The organism is Azohydromonas australica DSM 1124, assembly GCF_000430725.1.
Taxonomy (GTDB): domain Bacteria; phylum Pseudomonadota; class Gammaproteobacteria; order Burkholderiales; family Burkholderiaceae_C; genus Azohydromonas; species Azohydromonas australica.
In genome coordinates this window covers 1-16,439 of sequence record NZ_AUMO01000121.1, presented here as the reverse complement: position 1 = coordinate 16,439, position 16,439 = coordinate 1, and the positions used below count along the sequence as shown (strand labels likewise).

Below are 16,439 nucleotides of genomic sequence, written 5' to 3'. Positions count from 1 at the left end.
GGTGGCGCTGCAGCTGTACCAGGCGGTGCTGATGCGCACGCTGCAGGCCGTGCGCCGCGGACAGCTTGACTGCGCCTACGCACTGTGCGACCAGGCTGAGGTCGAGGGCCTGGAGCTGGTGCGCCTGACCGCTTGTGACCTCGTCGCCGTCCTGCCGCCGCGGTTTGCGGACACACCCGCACCGAAGACCCTGGCCGAGCTGGCCGCGATCCCCTGGGTCACGTCGTCACCGGAGTGCGGCCTGCGGCCCCAGCTGGAAGCGCTGTTCAAGGAAGCAGGCCATGGCGTGCCGGCGGGCACCATGGCCGATACCGAGAGTGCCGCGCTCGGCATGGTGGCCAGCGGTCTGGGGGCTGGCTCGATGCGGCGCGACCAGGCCATCGAAGCCGAGCGTGCGGGCCAGGGGATCGTCTGGAACGGCTGGCAAGGCCGGACATGGCTGTGCTGGGCAAGCACGGGCACGGCGCTGGAAGTGCCGGCAGTGGCCGCGGTACGCGACGCGGTATCGCAGTCTTGGGAGTGATGTCGGCTGGCTTGGCAGCAGCAGCAGCAGCGCGGCATAGCCATCATGACAGTTTTGTTGCGTTCTCTACAGCCGCGCTTATGTGAAGCGGCATCGGTCGTATCAAATACTGCCTCCGCGACAGGACAGTCAAGGCAGCGCCTGTGTGTCCATGATTTGCACTGACTGGTGCAGCAAATCGCGCAGCCAGACCAGGGCAGGATCCTGCGTTCGGTACTTGTGCCACTGCACCGCCTGCTGCATCTTGGGCATGGGTACGGGCACGGGAGAAAGTTTCACCGGCAACGAGCGTTGCGCATGGCGTGCCAGCCGGGCGTGCACCGTGGCGACACGGTCCGTGCCCACCACCAGGTGCGGTGCCGCAGCGAAGCTGAACACCGTGACCTCGATGCGCCGCGACAGCCCGTAGCGCTGCATGAACCAGTCCTCGAACGAGGGCTGGCCGCCACTGGGCAACATCACCACGTGCCCCGCGGCGGCGTAGTCGTCAAAGCTCAGAGGCTTGTTTGCCAGCCGGCTGCCGTTCCACACCACGCAGTTGAATTCCTCCTCGAACAGGATGTCCGTCGGGTGCTCCGTCGAGCAGTAGCTCTGTGGAATCACCAGCAGGTCCACTTCGCCACGCTCCATGGCGCGCTGCGGCTGGTCGACTTGCGCCAGCAAGTGAAATCGCACCCCGGCTGATTGCGCGCGCGCCAGCGCCAGCACATGCGGCATCAGCGTATGCAGCGTGTAGTCCGAAACGAAAAGCCTGAACTCCCGCTCCGACTGCGCCGGATCGAAAGCCGGCTGCGCCGCGATCGTGGTGTCCACGCGCACCAGTACGTCCCGCACCGCGTCCTGCAGCAGCTCCGCCCGCGGCGTCAGCTCCAGCTTGCGTCCCACCTGCACCAGCAACTCATCGCTGAAATAGTCTCGCAAGCGTGCCAGCGCGTTGCTCATCGCCGACTGGCTCATGTGCATGCGCTCGGCCGCGCGGCTGATGCTGCGCTCCGTGAGCATGGCGTCCAGCGCCACCAGCAGGTTGAGATCGAGCTTGTTGAAGCGCATCGGGTGTTGTCTCCTAAGGGTTAACCCCTTATGTATTTCGCCGGTCGATACCGGGCATGGATGCATTCAATTTTACGAATGCAGCAGGCGTTTCTAAGCTTCAACCCACATTCCAACCACGGATACGGAGACAACGAATGGCCCAGCGCCAGGCGATGGCGGAGCTTGTCCCTTCGACGCCCGACAGGCGTGCGAAGCGGGACGCCCGGGAGCTGAAGACCGGTCCCGTGCGCAATGTGCGCGTGGTCGGCGCAGGGCTGTCCGGACTGGCTTGTGCCCTGGCCGCGGCACGCGCCGGTGCCCGGGTTGAAATCTGGGAGGCACACCCTGGCGCCCCTGTCATGCCGATGCACGTCAACGTGGTTCCCGGCATGTTGCGGGGTCTGGCGGTCCTGGGCGTGGCCGACGCTGTCGTACGCCGCGGCTTCCCCTATCGCTGCACCCAGGTCGTGGGCGCCGACGGTCGCGTCAGCTTTGAGCTTGTGGGCTCCAAGCTGGCGGGTAAACGACTTCCCGCGATGCTGGGAATCGGCTACGACCAGCTCATGGCGGTGCTGCTGGATGCGGCCCGGGACGCGGGCGTGGCGTTGCATCTCGATCGCCCGTGGGACGGGACCGCTGGTGTCGGCGTCCATGTCGATGACGGCGCAGACATGATTGTGCTTGCAACGGGTGCCGGCCAAGCCATGACGCGCCGGCTGTTCCCGCATGCGCCCGAGCGGGCCGGCATCACCCAGCGCTGGTGGCGGGCGGTCGTGCCGCGCCCGGCCGGGCTGCTCGATGGGCTGCTGGCGCTCGGCCACGACGGTGACAAGGCGGGCGCCATCCCCATGAACATGACCCGTGCCGGCGTCTTCCTGTTGCAGCGCGACGATGGCTCGGCCCTGCCGCCGCCGGGAGAGCGTGCGTCCTGCCTGCGTGCCGCGCTGTCGCGCTGCCGCGGCCTGCTGCGAGAGATGGCTGGCCTGCTGGACGACGCCTGCCCCGTGGTGGTCGAGCCGGTGCGGCACGCATGCATGGACTCCCCCTGGCACAACGGCCGCCTGGTGGCCGTGGGCGACGCGGCGCACCTGCTGACGCCGCAGTTCGGCCAGAACGGCACCCAGGCCATCGAGGACGCCGTGGTGCTGAAGGACCTGCTGGAGCAGGGCCTCACGCGCGACGAGCTGCCCGCCGCCTTCACCCGGCGGCGCGCCGACCGGGTCCGGGAAGCCCATGACATCTGCCTCCAGGCGGCGCGCTGGGACCTGCAGCCCAGCGCCGCCACCGATCTGCAGGCGCTGTGGATGCGCCTGGGACAGCTCTCAGCTTGCGAGCCCTGAGAAGCCACAACCACACCGAAGGAGACAACGATGAAGACCCCCGGCGCCCCGCGCTCAACGCCACAGGCACGCCCGGCCTGGGCCCTAGCCCTGCTGGCCCAGGCCGCGCTGCTGGCCACCAACGCCTCGGCCTTCGAGGTCGACACCGGCAACCCGGACCTCAAGCTGCGCTGGGACAACACTGTCAAGTACAGCACGGCCGCCCGGCTCAAGGACCGCTCGCCCAGCCTGTCCAGCACCGCCTTCGGCCCCGGCGGCGTGGTCGGGCCCAACAACCTCAACCAGGACGACGGCGACAACAACTTCGGCAAGGGCCTGGTCTCCAACCGGCTGGACCTGCTCAGCGAGCTGGACTTCACCGCCAGCAACTACGGCGCGCGCCTGAGCGCGGCGGCCTGGTACGACCACGCCTACAACCGCAACACCGACAACGCCACCGGCACGTCCAACCACATCCCGGCTTCCGAGTTCCCCTCCGATACGCGCAAGCTCATGGGCCGCAAGGCCGAGGTGCTGGACGCCTTCGTGTTCGGCAAGTTCGACCTGGGCGACATGCCCGCTACCGTGCGCCTGGGCCGCCACACGCTGCTGTGGGGCGAGAGCCTGTTCTTCGGCAGCAACGGCATTGCTGGCGGCCAGGCCCCGGTGGACCTGGTGAAGCTGCTGTCGGTGCCCAACTCCCAGTTCAAGGAGACGGTGCGGCCCACCGGCAAGCTCTCCGGCCAGGTGCAGCTCTCGCGCGACGTGGCACTGGGTGCCTACATCGGCTACGAGTGGGAGAAGACGCGGCTGATGCCCGTTGGCGCCTACCTGTCCACCAGCGACACCATGGGCCCCGGCGCCGAGCGGCTGCTGGCCGGGCCGCTGGGCGCGTTCCAGCGCCAGGCCGACGTGGAGGCCCGCAACGGCGGCCAGGGCGGCGTGCAACTGCGCTGGCGCGTGCCCGACATCGACACCGACTTCGGCTTCTACGCCATCCGCTACCACGCCACCACGCCGAGCAACATCGTCACCACGCTCAGCGCGCCGCCGGGCGCGGGCGGCCTGGCCAGCAGCTACCGCTGGTACTACCACGAGGGCGTGCGCGCCTACGGCGTGAGCTTCGCCAAGGCCGTCGGCGAGTGGAGCCTGGCCGGCGAGGCCTCCTACCGCCAGAACACGCCGCTGGCCAGCTCTGGCCAGACGGCCATCACCAGCGTTGGCGTCGGCGCCAACTTCGACAACAAGGACAACCCGCCTTACGCGGTGGGCGAGACGGCGCACCTGCAGTTCTCGTGGCTGGCGTCGCTGGGGCCCAGCTTCATCGCCAACGAAGCCAGTTTCCTGGGCGAGGTGGCGTGGAACCGGCGCGTGTCGGTGACGAAGAACGCGCAGATGCTCAATCCCAACGCCGACCGCGACGCCACGGCGCTGCGCATGGTCTATTCGCCCAGCTACCGCCAGGTGGCGCCGGGGCTGGACCTCACGCCCAGCGTGGGCCTGGGCTACACCTGGGGCCGCTCCTCGGCCGTGGGCCCGGGCTTCGGCCCGCACAAGGGCGGCGACTTCAACGTCGGCCTGGGCGCCGTGTACCTCGGCACTTGGTACGCCAACCTGAGCTACGTCCACTACCTCGGCACCGAGGGCCCGACGCTGGACAACGCCAACAACGCCCAGTTCACGCAGGCGCTCAAGGACCGCAACTTCGTGTCCCTGTCGCTGCGCACCACCTTCTGACCCCGGAAGTTACGGAGACAACCATGATCCAACGAACCAGCCTCGGCCGGCATGGCCTGGCCGCCTTCGGCCTCGCCCTGGTGGCCGCCGCCGCGCAGGCCGCCGTGCCGCTAGAGGAGGCGGCCAAGCTCAAGTCTGAGCTCACGCCCTTCGGCGCGGAGAAGGCCGGCAACAAGGACGGCAGCATCCCGGCCTGGACCGGCGGCTACACCACGCCGCTGCCGGGCTTCAAGAACGGCGGCCGCCGCGGCGACCCGTTTGCCAACGAGAAGCCCGTCCTCTCCATCACCGCGGAGAACATGGCCCAGCACGCCGGCAAGCTTTCTGAGGGCACGCAGGCGCTGCTGAAGAAATACCCCAAGACCTTCCGTGTGGACGTCTACAAGACCCATCGCACGGCCGCCGCACCGCAGTGGGTCTACGACAACACGCTCAGGAACGCCACCACCGCCAAGCTCGACGGTGACCTGGTCAAGGACGCCTTCGGCGGCATCCCCTTCCCCATTCCGAAGTCCGGCAAGGAGGTCATGGCCAACAACGAGCTGCACTGGCGCGGCGAGGCGTGGCGCAACGACTTCCGCGGCTACCTGGGCACGGCCAGCGGCCAGCGCGTGCTGTCGGTGGAGGCGGTGGGCGAGTGGCAGATGCCCTACTACGCCAACGGGCAGGCGGACAAGTTCGGTGGCGACTACTGGCTCATCCGCATGGTCAACTCCGGGCCGCCGGTGCGCGCGGGCGAGGCCATCGTCGGCCGCCAGAACCTGGACCAGGACAAGACGGGCGTGTGGGTCTACCTCACCGGACAGCGCCGCGTGCGCAAGCTGCCCAACGCCTGCTGCGACACGCCCACGCCGGCGTCCGGCGGCGTGGCGAGCTTCGACGAGGTGGACGTGTTCTCCGGCCGCATGGACCGCTTCGACTGGAAGATCGTGGGCAAGCAGGAGCTGTACATCCCCTACAACTCCAACCGCATGCACGTGCCGGCCAAGGACGGCGACCTGCTGCTGGCAAACCATCTCAACCCCGACCACGTGCGCTGGGAGCTGCACCGGGTATGGGTGGTGGAGGCCTCGCTCAAGGCTGGCCAGCGCCACCAGGCCGTCAAGAGCCGCTACTACGTGGACGAGGACACCTGGGTGGCCGTGCTGGGCGACCGCTGGGATGCCAACGGGCAACTGTGGAAGACCAACTGGGCGCACCCGGTGGTGATGCCCGACCTGCCGGCCACCACGCCGATGCAGCAATGGGGCTTCAACGACCTGATCTCCGGCGCCTGGTACGCCTCGGGCGTGGTCAACGAGCGCAGCAAGCACTACGAGACCGTGCAGCGCCGTCCCGACTCCTTCTTCACCCCCGAAGCCATGGCCGGCGACGGCGTGCGCTGAACCGTTGCCTGCTTGGCGCCCATGCGCCGGTCCGCCCCTCGCGCGGCAGACCGGTCGAGGCGAGGTATCCATGAAACTCTTGTTCCTTCCCGGCAGCGTGCGGACGCTGTCCGCGTCCGTGCTGCTCACGCTGGCCGCCGTCGCGGTGGGCAGCGCTGCCGCCGATGCCTTTGCGTCCCCCGCCGCGCCCGTGGCGGATGCGCTGCTGCGGCCGGCGCTGATGGTGCGCCAGCCGGCCAAGGTGGTGCTGCAGGCCGCGGCCCAGGCGGGCACGCGCACGGTCGCTGTCGGCGAGCGTGGCGTGGTGGCGGTCTCCGACGACGGTGGCGCCGCTTGGCGGCAAGTGCCCATGCCCGTCAGCGTCACGCTGACCATGGTGCGATTCGCAGACGAGCGCCACGGCGTGATCGTCGGCCATGGGGGCACCGTCCTGACCACCGACGACGCCGGTGACCACTGGACGCTGCGCCTGGACGGCCATCGGCTCGCCCGGCTGGCGCAGGACGCCGCCAAGGCTTCGGGCGACGGGCGGCGCGTTCGCGATGCCGAGCAGCTCGTGGCTGACGGCGCCGACAAGCCCTTCCTCGACGTGCTGATGTTCGATGCGCGCCGCCTGCTGGCCGTTGGTGCCTACGGCATCGCCTTCCACAGCGAGGACGGTGGCGCCACCTGGCAGCCCTGGATGGAACGCCTGGACAACCCCCACGGACTGCACCTGTACGCGCTGCGCCGCGCGGGGCAGGCCTTGCTCATCGCCGGCGAGCAGGGGCTGCTGCTGCGCTCGGACGACGGCGGGCGCAGTTTCCAGCGCCTGGCGAGCCCGTACAAGGGCAGCTTCTTCACCGCCGAGATGCCCTCGCCGCAGGAACTGGTGGTGGCCGGCCTGCGCGGCAACGTCTGGCGCTCCACCGACGCCGGCGCGAGCTGGTCGCAGATCGTCACGCCGGCGCCCGTGTCCATCACCGCCTCGGCACTGCGGCCCGACGGCTCGCTGCTGCTGGCCACGCAGGCCGGCATGGTGCTCACCGGCCGCGACACGCTGGCGCCGCTGCCCCTGGGCAAACCGCTGCCCCCGCTCAACGCCCTGCTGGCGCGTGCCGACGGCAGCCTGCTTGCGCTGGGTCTGCAGGGCGCCGTCGCGCTGCCTGCTGCCGCACCGACCCAAGGAACCCCCAAGTGAATCCCGTCGCCCATCCGCCGGCCGCGCCGGTGCGCCTCTCGGACTTCGACCCACGCTCGGGATCCCTCATCGAGCGGCTGTTGTTCAACCACCGCCTGGCCGTGGTGGTGCTGTGCCTGCTGACCACGCTGCTGCTGGGCTGGCAGGCTTCCAGGCTCGAGGTCAACGCCAGCTTCGAGAAGTCCATCCCGGCCGGCCACCCGTACATCGCCAACTACCTGGCACACCAGAAGGATCTTTCCGGCCTGGGCAACGCGGTGCGCATCGCCGTGGCCAACCCCAAGGGCACGATCTACGACGCCTCCTACCTGGACACGCTCAGGAAGCTCAGCGACGAGGTGTTCCTGCTTCCCGGCGTGGCGCGCAACCAGATGAAGTCGCTGTGGACGCCGACCACGCGCTGGGTCGGCGTCACCGAGGACGGGCTCGAAGGCGGCCCGGTGATCCCCGACGGCTATGACGGCTCGGCGGCAAGCCTGCAGAAGCTCCAGGCCAACGTCGCGCGCTCGGGCGAGGTTGGGCAACTGGTGGCGCTGGACGCCAGGTCGTCGGTGATCTACGTGCCGCTGCTGGCCAGGGATGCCGAGGGCAGGGCGCTGGACTATGCGCAGCTCGCGCAGCGGCTCGAAGCCTTGCGCGCCAGGTACGAGGCGCAGGGCGTGACCGTCCACGTCACGGGCTTTGCCAAGATCGTGGGCGAGCTCATCGACGGCGTGCGCGCGGTGCTGGCCTTCTTCGCGCTGGCGGTGCTCATCGCGACGGCCATGGTGTTCTGGTACACGCGCTGTGTGCGCTCCACGGCGCTGGTGGTGGCGGCCTCGCTGGTGGCCGTGGTGTGGCAGCTCGGCCTGCTGCCGCTGCTGGGCTACACGCTGGACCCGTATTCCATCCTGGTGCCGTTCCTGGTGTTCGCCATCGGCATGAGCCACGGCGCGCAGAAGATGAACGGGATCATGCAGGACGTGGGCCGGGGCATGCACAAGCTCGTGGCCGCGCGCTTCACCTTCCGCCGCCTCTTCCTCGCGGGCCTGACCGCCCTGGTGGCCGACGCGGTGGGCTTCGCGGTGCTGCTGGTGATCGACATACAGTCCATCCGCGAGCTGGCGATCGCCGCGTCCATCGGCGTGGGCGTGCTGATCTTCACCAACCTCATCCTGTTGCCCATCCTGTTGAGCTACACCGGCGTGGCGCCGCAGGCGGCCGAGCGCAGCCTGCGCGCCGAGGCTGCCGCGGCCTCGGGCGGGCAGGGACCGCGCCTGTGGGCGCTGCTCGACCGCTTCACGCAGCGGCGCTGGGCCACGCTGACCGTCATTGCGGCCGCCGTGCTGGGCGTGGCGGGCTTCGTGATGAGCACGCAGCTCAAGATCGGTGACCTCGACCCCGGCGCGCCCGAGCTGCGCGCGGACAGCCGCTACAACCGCGACGTCGCTTTCCTCAATGCGGCCTATGGCGCTTCCAGCGACGTGCTGGCCGTGATGGTGCAGACGCCGCCGGGCCAGTGCTCGCAGTACGCCACGCTCAACAAGGTCGATGCGCTGGAGTGGCAGCTGCGCCAGCTCGACGGCGTGGAAAGCACCAACACGCTGGCGCTGCTCAACCGCCGCGTGCTGGCGGGGTTGAACGAGGGCAACCCCAAGTGGGGCGAGTTCCTGCCCAACCAGGACATGCTCAACACCGTCACGGCCGGCGCCCCGCGCGGCCTCTACAACGACGCCTGCAGCCTGCTCACGCTCTACGTCTACCTGCGCGACCACAAGGCCGAGACGCTGACGCGCGTGGTCGACCACGTCGAGGCCTTCGCCCGCGTCAACGACACGCAGGAGGTGAAATTCCAGCTTGCCGCAGGGTCGGCCGGCATCGAGGCCGCGACCAACATTGTGGTCAAGAAGGCGTGGGTGCAGATGCTGCTGCTGGTCTACGGCGCGGTGGTGCTGCTGTGCCTGGTGACCTTCCGATCCTGGCGCGCGGTGGTGGTGGCGGTGCTGCCGCTGGTGCTGACGTCGTTCCTGGCCGAGGCGCTGATGGTGGCGCTGGGCATGGGGGTGAAGGTGGCGACGCTGCCGGTGATCGCGCTGGGCGTGGGCATCGGCGTGGACTACGCGCTCTACATCCTGTCGGTGACGCTGGCGCAGCTGCGCGAGGGCCGCAGCCTCTCCCAGGCCTACCACCGCTCGCTGCTGTTCACCGGCAAGGTCGTGATGCTCACCGGCGTGACGCTGGCCATCGGCGTGATCACCTGGGTGGCCAGCCCCATTAAGTTCCAGGCCGACATGGGGGTGCTGCTGGCCTTCATGTTCCTGTGGAACATGCTTGGCGCCCTGGTGCTGCTGCCCGCGCTGGCGCACTTCTTCCTGAAGCCCTTGCGCAAGCCCGTTGCCCTAGCAGCCGAAGCCAAGCTGCCGTCAGCCGGGGATCAGGACGGCCCAGGCCCCTCCTTGAGCAACGCCATGCCCCGCGTGGCGGCCCATTGACCGCCTGGAGTACCTGTCATGTACAAGCACCTGCTCGTCCCCATCGACGGCTCCGCGCTGTCCAACGCCACCGTGGACCAGGCCGTGGCCTTCGCCAGATCCAGCGGCGCACGCGTCGCCTTCGTCCATGCGCGGCCGGACTACGCGGCCACGCAGCAAGGCGCGCTGATGCACGCCATCGCGCCGGCTGCGTTCGCCGAAGCCGCGGCAGGCAACGCGCGCGCCCTGGTGGCCAAGGCCGAGGCCGCGGCGCGCGCCGCCGGCGTGGCCTGCACCTCACTCATTGCGACCAGCGATCGGCCCCACGAGGCCATCCTCGACGCGGCGCGCGAGGCTGGCTGCGATCTCATCTTCATGGCCTCGCATGGCCGGCGCGGCATCAAGGGGGCGTTGCTGGGCTCGGTTACCCACAAGGTACTGCAGCGTGCGGTGGTGCCGGTGCTGGTGGCCGCAATGGAAAGCAACCTGCAGCTCAGCGACGAGCAGCGCGCCCTGGCGACCATCCGCGACGAGCACCGCTCGCTGTCAGCCGTCATCCATGCGCTGCAGCAGCTGCTCGACGAGGCGCAGCGCACGGACCGGCCTCCAGGCATCGAGCTGCTGCGGGCGATGATCTTCTACATCGAGCAGTTCCCCGAGCGCCTGCACCATCCCAAGGAGGATGCGTACCTGTTCGCCAGGCTGCGCCAGCGTACCCGCGAGTGCGATGCGCTCATCGACGGGCTGGAAGCACAGCATCGCGAAGGCGCGGCGAAATTCGCCGCGCTGAGGCAGGAAGTCCAGGCGCTCGAATCGGGGTCGGCGCGGGCGCTGCCACGGCTGGTCCAGGCCGTGCAGGCCTTTGCCCAGTCCCAGTGGGCACACATGAGCGCCGAAGAGAACCTGGTCCTGCCGGCTGCCAGCCGCCACCTGCAGCCTGGAGACTGGGCGCAGATTGCCGAGGCGTTCGACGGGAATCGCGATCCGCGCTTCGGCACTGAAATCGACGCCTCGTTCGCAGACCTCGCCAGTCGCCTGATCAACCTGGCGGCCGACAGCGCCGGCGCGACGTCGTCCACCAGGAGCAAGCGATGACCATCACCGGCGGACCCTTGTTCCCGGCATCGCCGGGTCCTGGGCCTCTCAGCCTGGAGGCCCGCCGCCACAGGGCAGCGGCGCATTGATGCCTTACCTCGTGCTGCCTGCATGAAGCAGGCACGACCGCGCGCTCGCGCGGCCTGCACGGCGCAGTACCCCGTTCATCTGGCAATGCCGTATGCGGTCGATTTGGCTGCGTGGGCAACGTTTGGCTGCGTCATCGACCGTGACATCAGCACATCCGTGCTTCGATTGCGGGTTAACCCTGGAAGTATTTCGAGGATCGATACCGCGCATGGAAACGTTCAATTTTTCAGATGTGACAAGCCTCTTTAGCCTTGCGTCCATTCACTGACCCCCCGTTTCTCCCCAAGCAAACTGACCATGTTCAAGTACTTCCCCACCAACTACGTCTGGAACCTGTCCGTCGATCTGGCCATCGAGATGGGCGCTCGGATCGGCGAGATCGAGGAGATGTGCGCGCCGCTGCAGGAGGCCGCCAAGGCCCCGGATGCCGCGGGCACCCAGGCTTTCCGCGAGACGTGGTCGAAGATGGCCGACAAGCTCTGCGCGCTGGCCGAGGAGGACGAGGCCCGCGGCCGGCTGCTGTCCGCCGGCGAGAAGTACAACCGCGCCGCCACGTATCTCATCACCTGCGAGCGGCTGCAGGCGCATGGCGCACCGGGGCGCCCGGCGCTGTACCAGCGCTTCCTCGACGTCTTCGCACGCGGCATCCGGCTGTCCAGGGAGAACTGCGAGCGCGTCGAGATTCCTTATGAAGGCAAGGTGATCTCGGGCCTGTACGTTCGCGCCGAGGGCGTGCAGGGACCGGCGCCGCTCCTGGTGCAGGTCAACGGCCTGGACTCCACCAAGGAGATGAAGTACCGCGTAGGCCTGCCGGCGTGGCTGGCCCGGCGCGGCGTTTCCTCGCTCGTGATCGACCAGCCCGGCACCGGCGAGGCGCTGCGCCTGCACGGCATGACGGCGCGCTTCGACAGCGAGCATTGGGCCAGCCGCGTGGTGGACTGGCTGGAGACGCGCGGGGAGATCGATGCCCGGCGCATCGGCCTGGAAGGCGTGTCGCTGGGCGGCTACTACTGCCCGCGCGCCGTGGCCTTCGAGCCGCGCTTCGCCTGCGGCGTGGCGTGGGGCGCCAACCACGACTGGCGCGACGTGCAGAAGCGCCGCCTGGAGAAGGAAGGCAGCTTCCCCGTGCCGCACTACTGGGCGCACGTGCAATGGGTCTGGGGCGCCAAGGACATCGATGACTTCATGCGCATTGCCGAGAACGTGCACCTGGACGGCGTGGTCGAGAAGATCCGGGTGCCTTTCCTGGTGACGCATGGCGAGAAGGACTCGCAGATTCCGCTCAAGTGGGCACAGCGCACCTACGAGCAGCTCGTCAACAGCCCCAAGCGCGAGCTCAAGGTCTTCACGGAGCGCGAGGGCGGCGTGCAGCACTCCAGCTTCGACAACAGCATCAATGCCGGCCAGTTCATTGCCGACTGGGTCGCCGAGACCCTCGGCGCGCGCACGGCATGACCCTCCGACACACACCCAACGGGAGACAACCCATGAACATCATCGGGCCCGACGCCCTGGTCTTCGGCGTCGACGACGTGGCGGCCTGCAGCCAGTACCTGATCGACTACGGCCTGGTGCCGGTCGACGCGGACGCCAGCGGTGGCCGGTTCGAGGCGCTGGACGGCACGGCTGTCGTCATCCGCCACCAAGACGATCCCTCGCTGCCGGCGGCCATGGGCACGGCCAGCCTGCTGCGCGAGACGGTGTACGGCGTGGCCGACGAGGCCACGCTCGATGCCATCGCTGCGGAGCTCTCCAAGGACCGCGAGGTCACGCGCGAAGGCGGCGTGCTGCGCGCGCAGGACGACATGGGCTTTGCGCTGGCCTTCCAGGTCACGGTGCGCTGCCCGCTGGACCTGCCCGGCGAGCGGGTGAACGCTCCGGGCGCACCGGCTCAGCGCCCGGCCAACGAACTGGGCGTGGACCCGAAGGCCGAGATCGTGCCGCGCACGCTCTCGCACGTCGTGTACTTCGTTCCCGACGCGGCCAGGGCCGAGGCCTTCTACGCGCGGATCGGTTTCATCTGCACCGACCGCTTCACCGGCGTGGGCCCGTTCCTGCGCCCGGCCGGCACGCAGGACCACCACACGCTGTTCCTGATCCAGACGCCGCCGTTCATGAAGGGCATCGAGCACTTCACCTTCCACCTGGGCGGCCCCACCGAGGTCATGCAGGCCGGCACCCGCTTCGTGCAGAAGGGCTACGAGTCCTTCTGGGGGCCGGGCCGCCACCTCTTCGGCTCCAACTGGTTCTGGTACTTCAACAGCCCGTTGGGCTGCCACGTCGAGTACGACGCCGACATGGACCTGCACGACGGTGCCTGGCAGGCGCGCGTGGCGCCCATGGGAGCGGACGCCTCGCAGCTGTTCCTGTTCCAGCACCGCGACAAGTGGGCGCCGGGCGGCCCGCCACCCGGACCGGAACGCGTGGCCGTGGACCACTGACCCCGGGGCCGGCCATGATGGACACCATCCGCCTGTGCCGACTCGACGAGTTGCGCGAAGGCAGCTCGCGCGGCTTCGACCCCTGGGGCGACGGGCGCGACACGGTGTTCATCGTGCGCCGGCAGGGCCTGCACGGCTGGCGCAACGCCTGTCCGCACTGGGCGGGCGCGCCCATGGCCTGGCGCAAGGACGCCTACCTCAGCGGCGACGGCCAGCACATCGTCTGCCACGCCCACGGCGCTCGCTTCGACATCGCCACCGGCGTCTGCACCCTGGGGCCTTGCCTGGGCCAGGCGCTCACGCCGGTCCCCATCCGGGACATCGGCGGCGAGATCCATCTCGCGACAAACACATCTCAGGAGACGAACCCATGACTTGCGCTGCAAGGAAGATTCTCATCATCGGCGGTGGCTTCTCGGGCATGTCCGCGGCCATCGAACTGTGCAAGCAGGGCGTGGCGGTGGACCTGGTCGAGATCGACCCCGGTTGGCGCTCCTACGGCGCTGGTATCAGCCTGGGCGGCGCCACGTTCCGTGCCTTCCGGCAGCTGGGCATCCTCGACGAGTTCATGCGCCAGGGCCACGCGGCCGACGGGCTGGAGATCTTGCGGCCCGATGGCGCACCCATCGGCATGCTGCCCACGCCGCGCATCGCCGGCGCGGACGTGCCGGGCGGCGGCGCCATCATGCGCCCGGTGCTGGCCCGCATCCTGGCCGATGCGACGCGGGCCTCGGGCGCGAGCGTGCGCCTGGGCTGCACCTTCACCGCCATCGAGCAGGACGCCGAAGGCGTGGAGGTGAGCTTCACCGACGGCAGCCGCGGGCGCTATGACCTGGTCATCGGCGCCGACGGCCTGTATTCCAAGGTGCGCGAGGGCGTGTTCCCTGCCGCACCCAAGCCGCGCTACAGCGGCCAGGCGGTGTGGCGCGCCGTGCTGCCGCGCCCGGCCGAGGTGACGACGGCCATGATGTGGATGGGCCCCAAGGTCAAGCCCGGCGTGAACCCGGTCTCGGCCACCGAGATGTACATGTTCATCACCGAGCACCGGCCGGTGAACGAACGGGTCGATCCCCAGGACTTCCCGCGCCTGATGTCGGCGCTGCTGGAAGGCTTCAGCGCCCCGCTGCTGCGCGCCATCCGCGAGAGCCTGGACGAGCGCTCGCAGATCGTGTTCCGCCCGCTCGAAGGCCTGCTGATGCCCCAGCCGTGGCACCACGGCCGCGTGGTGCTCATTGGCGACACGGTGCATGCCACCACGCCGCACCTGGCCTCGGGCGCGTGCATCGGCATCGAGGATGCCGTGGTGCTGGCCGAGGAGCTGGGCCGCGGGGGCCATGTGGAGGAGGCGCTGCAGGCCTTCCAGCGCCGGCGCTGGGAACGCTGCCGCATGGTGGTGGAGAACTCCGCCCGCCTGGGCGAGATCGAGATGGCCGGCGGCGACAAGGAGGAGCACGCCCGCATCATGCGCGCGTCCATGATGGCCCTGGCGGCTCCGGTCTGAACCGCACCGGAGCAGCGTCATGACGACGAGTACGGAACGCTGGCCCGGGCGAGCGGCGCTGATGGTGGCGCACTGCGCCGGCATGGTGGACCTGGTGGCCCTGCCGGTGTGGGTCGGCACGCTGATCACGCACTACGGGCTCGACCCCCAGCAGGCCGGCGCCCTGGCCACGCTTTTCCTGGTGGGGGCGGTGGCGAGCAGCCTGTTCTTCGCGCCGCGCCTGCAGCGACTTCACGCCCGCCGCGCCGCGGCCCTGGGCTTCCTGGTGGCGGGCACCGCCTTCATCGGCGTGGCCTTCACCACGGCGTACGTGGCCATGGCGCTGCTGCATTTCATCGCCGGCGTGGGCGCGGCCTGCGCCTTGAGCATCACGCACGGCACGATCGCCCGCAGCCAGCGGCCGCACCGGCTGTTTGCGCTCGTGGGCATCGCGCTGGGCCTGTTCGCCGTGGTGTTCCTCGGCGCCACGCCGAAGCTGGTGGCGGCAGCCGGCGGGCCGGTGCTGTTCCAGGTGTTCGGCAGCCTGATGCTGCTGGCCGCACTGGTCTGCGCCGCGCTGTTCCCGTTGCCTGCGCAAGCGGCCGCACGCGACGAGGGCGGTCCGTCCACGAGCCGCGTTAGCGCGGCGGTGTGGTTCGGCGCGCTGGGCATCAGCTGCATGACGGTGGTGCAGGCCATGGTCTTCAGCTTCCTGGAACGCATCGGCGCTGACCGGGGCTTTGGACTGGAGGCCGTCACCGGCGTGCTGATCGCGCTGGGCATCGTCAACCTGTTCCCGGCCGCGCTGGCCGCGGCGCTGGAGCGGCGGCTGAGCGCGCGCCATGTGGTGCTGGCCGGGCCCATCGTGCAGGCGGCCCTGGCGCTGACCATCGCGCAGGCCACCAACTTCTACCCGTACGCCGGCGCGGCGGCCTTCTTCGCCGCCGTGATGATCTTCACCCACACCTACGCCTTCGGCCTCATCGCCAGGCTCGACCCCAGCGGCCGCGCGCTGGCGGCCACGCCCGCGATGCTCATGGTCGGCTCGGCCATCGGCCCGATCCTGGGCGGCACGCTGGTCAAGTTCCAGGGCTACGGCAGCCTGGGCATGGCTGCCGCGGCGATGGCCTGCATCGCCGTGGCGTGCTTCAGCCGCGCCCGCGAGCCGGTGCCTGCCTTGCGCGCCGCCTGACCGGCCTGCCATCCCCGCACAACGACCACAAGGAGACTTCCATGACCCGCCATCCCCGGCGCCGCCTGATCGATTTGTCCATCTACCTGGAGAACGACGTGCTGTCGGACCCGCCGCCGCTGGCTCCGAGGATCACGTACCAGAAGCACGCCGACACGCTGCCCGAGTTCATGGCCATGCTGCCCGGCACGAAGGCCGAGGACTATCCGGACGGCGAGGCCGCCGCAGCCGAGTGGGTGACCCTGACCACGCACAACGGCACGCACCTGGACGCGCCGTGGCACTTCCACTCCACCATGGACGGCAAGCTGGGCAAGGCCCGGCTCTCCATGACCATCGACGAGGTGCCGCTGGAGTGGTGCTTCCAGCCGGGCGTGAAGCTGGACTTTCGCCACCTGCCCGACGGCTACGTCGCCACCGCGGCCGACGTGCAGGCCGAGCTGGCCCGCATCGGCCACGCGCTGCAGCCGCTGGACATCGTGGTGGTCAACACCCGCGCCGGCTCCCGCTACGGG

Annotated in this window: 14 protein-coding genes; 13 read left to right on the top strand and 1 reads right to left on the bottom strand. The window is 69.5% G+C overall.

The genetic code is table 11. The annotated features are described in order from the left end of the window. Nucleotides 1–523, top strand: a 523-nt coding sequence (locus tag H537_RS0117680; protein WP_028998925.1) for a LysR family transcriptional regulator substrate-binding protein, incomplete at its 5' end; no start/stop codon positions are given. A gap of 129 nt (nucleotides 524–652) precedes the next feature. Here H537_RS0117680 and H537_RS0117675 read toward each other — a convergent pair. Further along, on the bottom strand, nucleotides 653–1,573 hold the full coding sequence (locus tag H537_RS0117675) for a LysR family transcriptional regulator (RefSeq protein ID WP_028998924.1): 921 nt from the start codon (nucleotides 1,571–1,573) through the stop codon (nucleotides 653–655). A gap of 137 nt (nucleotides 1,574–1,710) precedes the next feature. On the opposite strand from H537_RS0117675, the gene H537_RS0117670 reads away from it, so the two are divergent. From H537_RS0117670 to H537_RS0117615, 12 genes are all read left to right on the top strand, one after another. Beyond that, complete coding sequence (locus H537_RS0117670) at nucleotides 1,711–2,895, top strand: FAD-dependent monooxygenase (protein ID WP_169517037.1); 1,185 nt, start codon at nucleotides 1,711–1,713, stop codon at nucleotides 2,893–2,895. A 30-nt stretch (nucleotides 2,896–2,925) separates the two neighbouring features. Continuing rightward, nucleotides 2,926–4,611: a DUF1302 domain-containing protein gene (locus H537_RS0117665; RefSeq protein ID WP_028998922.1), complete on the top strand. Its 1,686-nt coding sequence runs from the start codon at nucleotides 2,926–2,928 to the stop codon at nucleotides 4,609–4,611. 23 nt (nucleotides 4,612–4,634) lie between these two features. After that, nucleotides 4,635–5,996 (top strand): DUF1329 domain-containing protein, encoded by a 1,362-nt coding sequence (locus H537_RS0117660; protein ID WP_051242890.1) that lies wholly within the window; start codon nucleotides 4,635–4,637, stop codon nucleotides 5,994–5,996. Nucleotides 5,997–6,066: 70 nt separating this feature from the next. Then, the gene (locus tag H537_RS0117655) at nucleotides 6,067–7,176 is read left to right on the top strand and encodes a WD40/YVTN/BNR-like repeat-containing protein (protein WP_064735998.1); all 1,110 of its coding nucleotides are present in this window, start codon (nucleotides 6,067–6,069) and stop codon (nucleotides 7,174–7,176) included. Beyond that, on the top strand, nucleotides 7,173–9,647 hold the full coding sequence (locus H537_RS43865; RefSeq protein WP_051242888.1) for an efflux RND transporter permease subunit: 2,475 nt from the start codon (nucleotides 7,173–7,175) through the stop codon (nucleotides 9,645–9,647). The genes H537_RS0117655 and H537_RS43865 overlap by 4 nt, the downstream gene beginning before the upstream one ends. 18 nt (nucleotides 9,648–9,665) lie before the next feature. Beyond that, complete coding sequence (locus tag H537_RS0117645) at nucleotides 9,666–10,721, top strand: universal stress protein (RefSeq protein ID WP_028998919.1); 1,056 nt, start codon at nucleotides 9,666–9,668, stop codon at nucleotides 10,719–10,721. 387 nt (nucleotides 10,722–11,108) lie between these two features. Further along, nucleotides 11,109–12,266 carry an alpha/beta hydrolase family protein gene (locus H537_RS0117640; protein ID WP_028998918.1) on the top strand — a complete coding sequence of 386 codons (1,158 nt, stop codon included), beginning with the start codon at nucleotides 11,109–11,111 and terminating at the stop codon, nucleotides 12,264–12,266. Nucleotides 12,267–12,298: 32 nt separating this feature from the next. Then, nucleotides 12,299–13,252, top strand: coding sequence for a VOC family protein (locus H537_RS0117635; protein ID WP_028998917.1), 954 nt, complete (start codon nucleotides 12,299–12,301; stop codon nucleotides 13,250–13,252). Nucleotides 13,253–13,266: 14 nt separating this feature from the next. Beyond that, complete coding sequence (locus H537_RS0117630; protein WP_028998916.1) at nucleotides 13,267–13,626, top strand: Rieske (2Fe-2S) protein; 360 nt, start codon at nucleotides 13,267–13,269, stop codon at nucleotides 13,624–13,626. After that, on the top strand, nucleotides 13,623–14,753 hold the full coding sequence (locus H537_RS0117625) for an FAD-dependent oxidoreductase (protein WP_028998915.1): 1,131 nt from the start codon (nucleotides 13,623–13,625) through the stop codon (nucleotides 14,751–14,753). The genes H537_RS0117630 and H537_RS0117625 overlap by 4 nt, the downstream gene beginning before the upstream one ends. Nucleotides 14,754–14,772: 19 nt before the next feature. After that, a complete protein-coding gene (locus H537_RS0117620; RefSeq protein WP_028998914.1) occupies nucleotides 14,773–15,924 on the top strand; it encodes an MFS transporter in 1,152 nt (383 codons plus the stop codon). A 41-nt stretch (nucleotides 15,925–15,965) separates the two neighbouring features. After that, nucleotides 15,966–16,439 (top strand): cyclase family protein (locus H537_RS0117615; protein ID WP_028998913.1); only part of this gene is annotated, 474 nt, incomplete at its 3' end.

Coding starts and splice junctions, on each gene's coding strand:
- H537_RS0117655 (WP_064735998.1), top strand. CDS start 6,067: ATGAAACTCTTGTTCCTTCCCGGCAGCGTGCGGACGCTGTCCGCGTCC.
- H537_RS0117665 (WP_028998922.1), top strand. CDS start 2,926: ATGAAGACCCCCGGCGCCCCGCGCTCAACGCCACAGGCACGCCCGGCC.
- H537_RS0117630 (WP_028998916.1), top strand. CDS start 13,267: ATGATGGACACCATCCGCCTGTGCCGACTCGACGAGTTGCGCGAAGGC.
- H537_RS0117660 (WP_051242890.1), top strand. CDS start 4,635: ATGATCCAACGAACCAGCCTCGGCCGGCATGGCCTGGCCGCCTTCGGC.
- H537_RS0117620 (WP_028998914.1), top strand. CDS start 14,773: ATGACGACGAGTACGGAACGCTGGCCCGGGCGAGCGGCGCTGATGGTG.
- H537_RS0117625 (WP_028998915.1), top strand. CDS start 13,623: ATGACTTGCGCTGCAAGGAAGATTCTCATCATCGGCGGTGGCTTCTCG.
- H537_RS0117640 (WP_028998918.1), top strand. CDS start 11,109: ATGTTCAAGTACTTCCCCACCAACTACGTCTGGAACCTGTCCGTCGAT.
- H537_RS0117675 (WP_028998924.1), bottom strand. CDS start 1,573: ATGCGCTTCAACAAGCTCGATCTCAACCTGCTGGTGGCGCTGGACGCC.
- H537_RS0117635 (WP_028998917.1), top strand. CDS start 12,299: ATGAACATCATCGGGCCCGACGCCCTGGTCTTCGGCGTCGACGACGTG.
- H537_RS0117645 (WP_028998919.1), top strand. CDS start 9,666: ATGTACAAGCACCTGCTCGTCCCCATCGACGGCTCCGCGCTGTCCAAC.
- H537_RS0117670 (WP_169517037.1), top strand. CDS start 1,711: ATGGCCCAGCGCCAGGCGATGGCGGAGCTTGTCCCTTCGACGCCCGAC.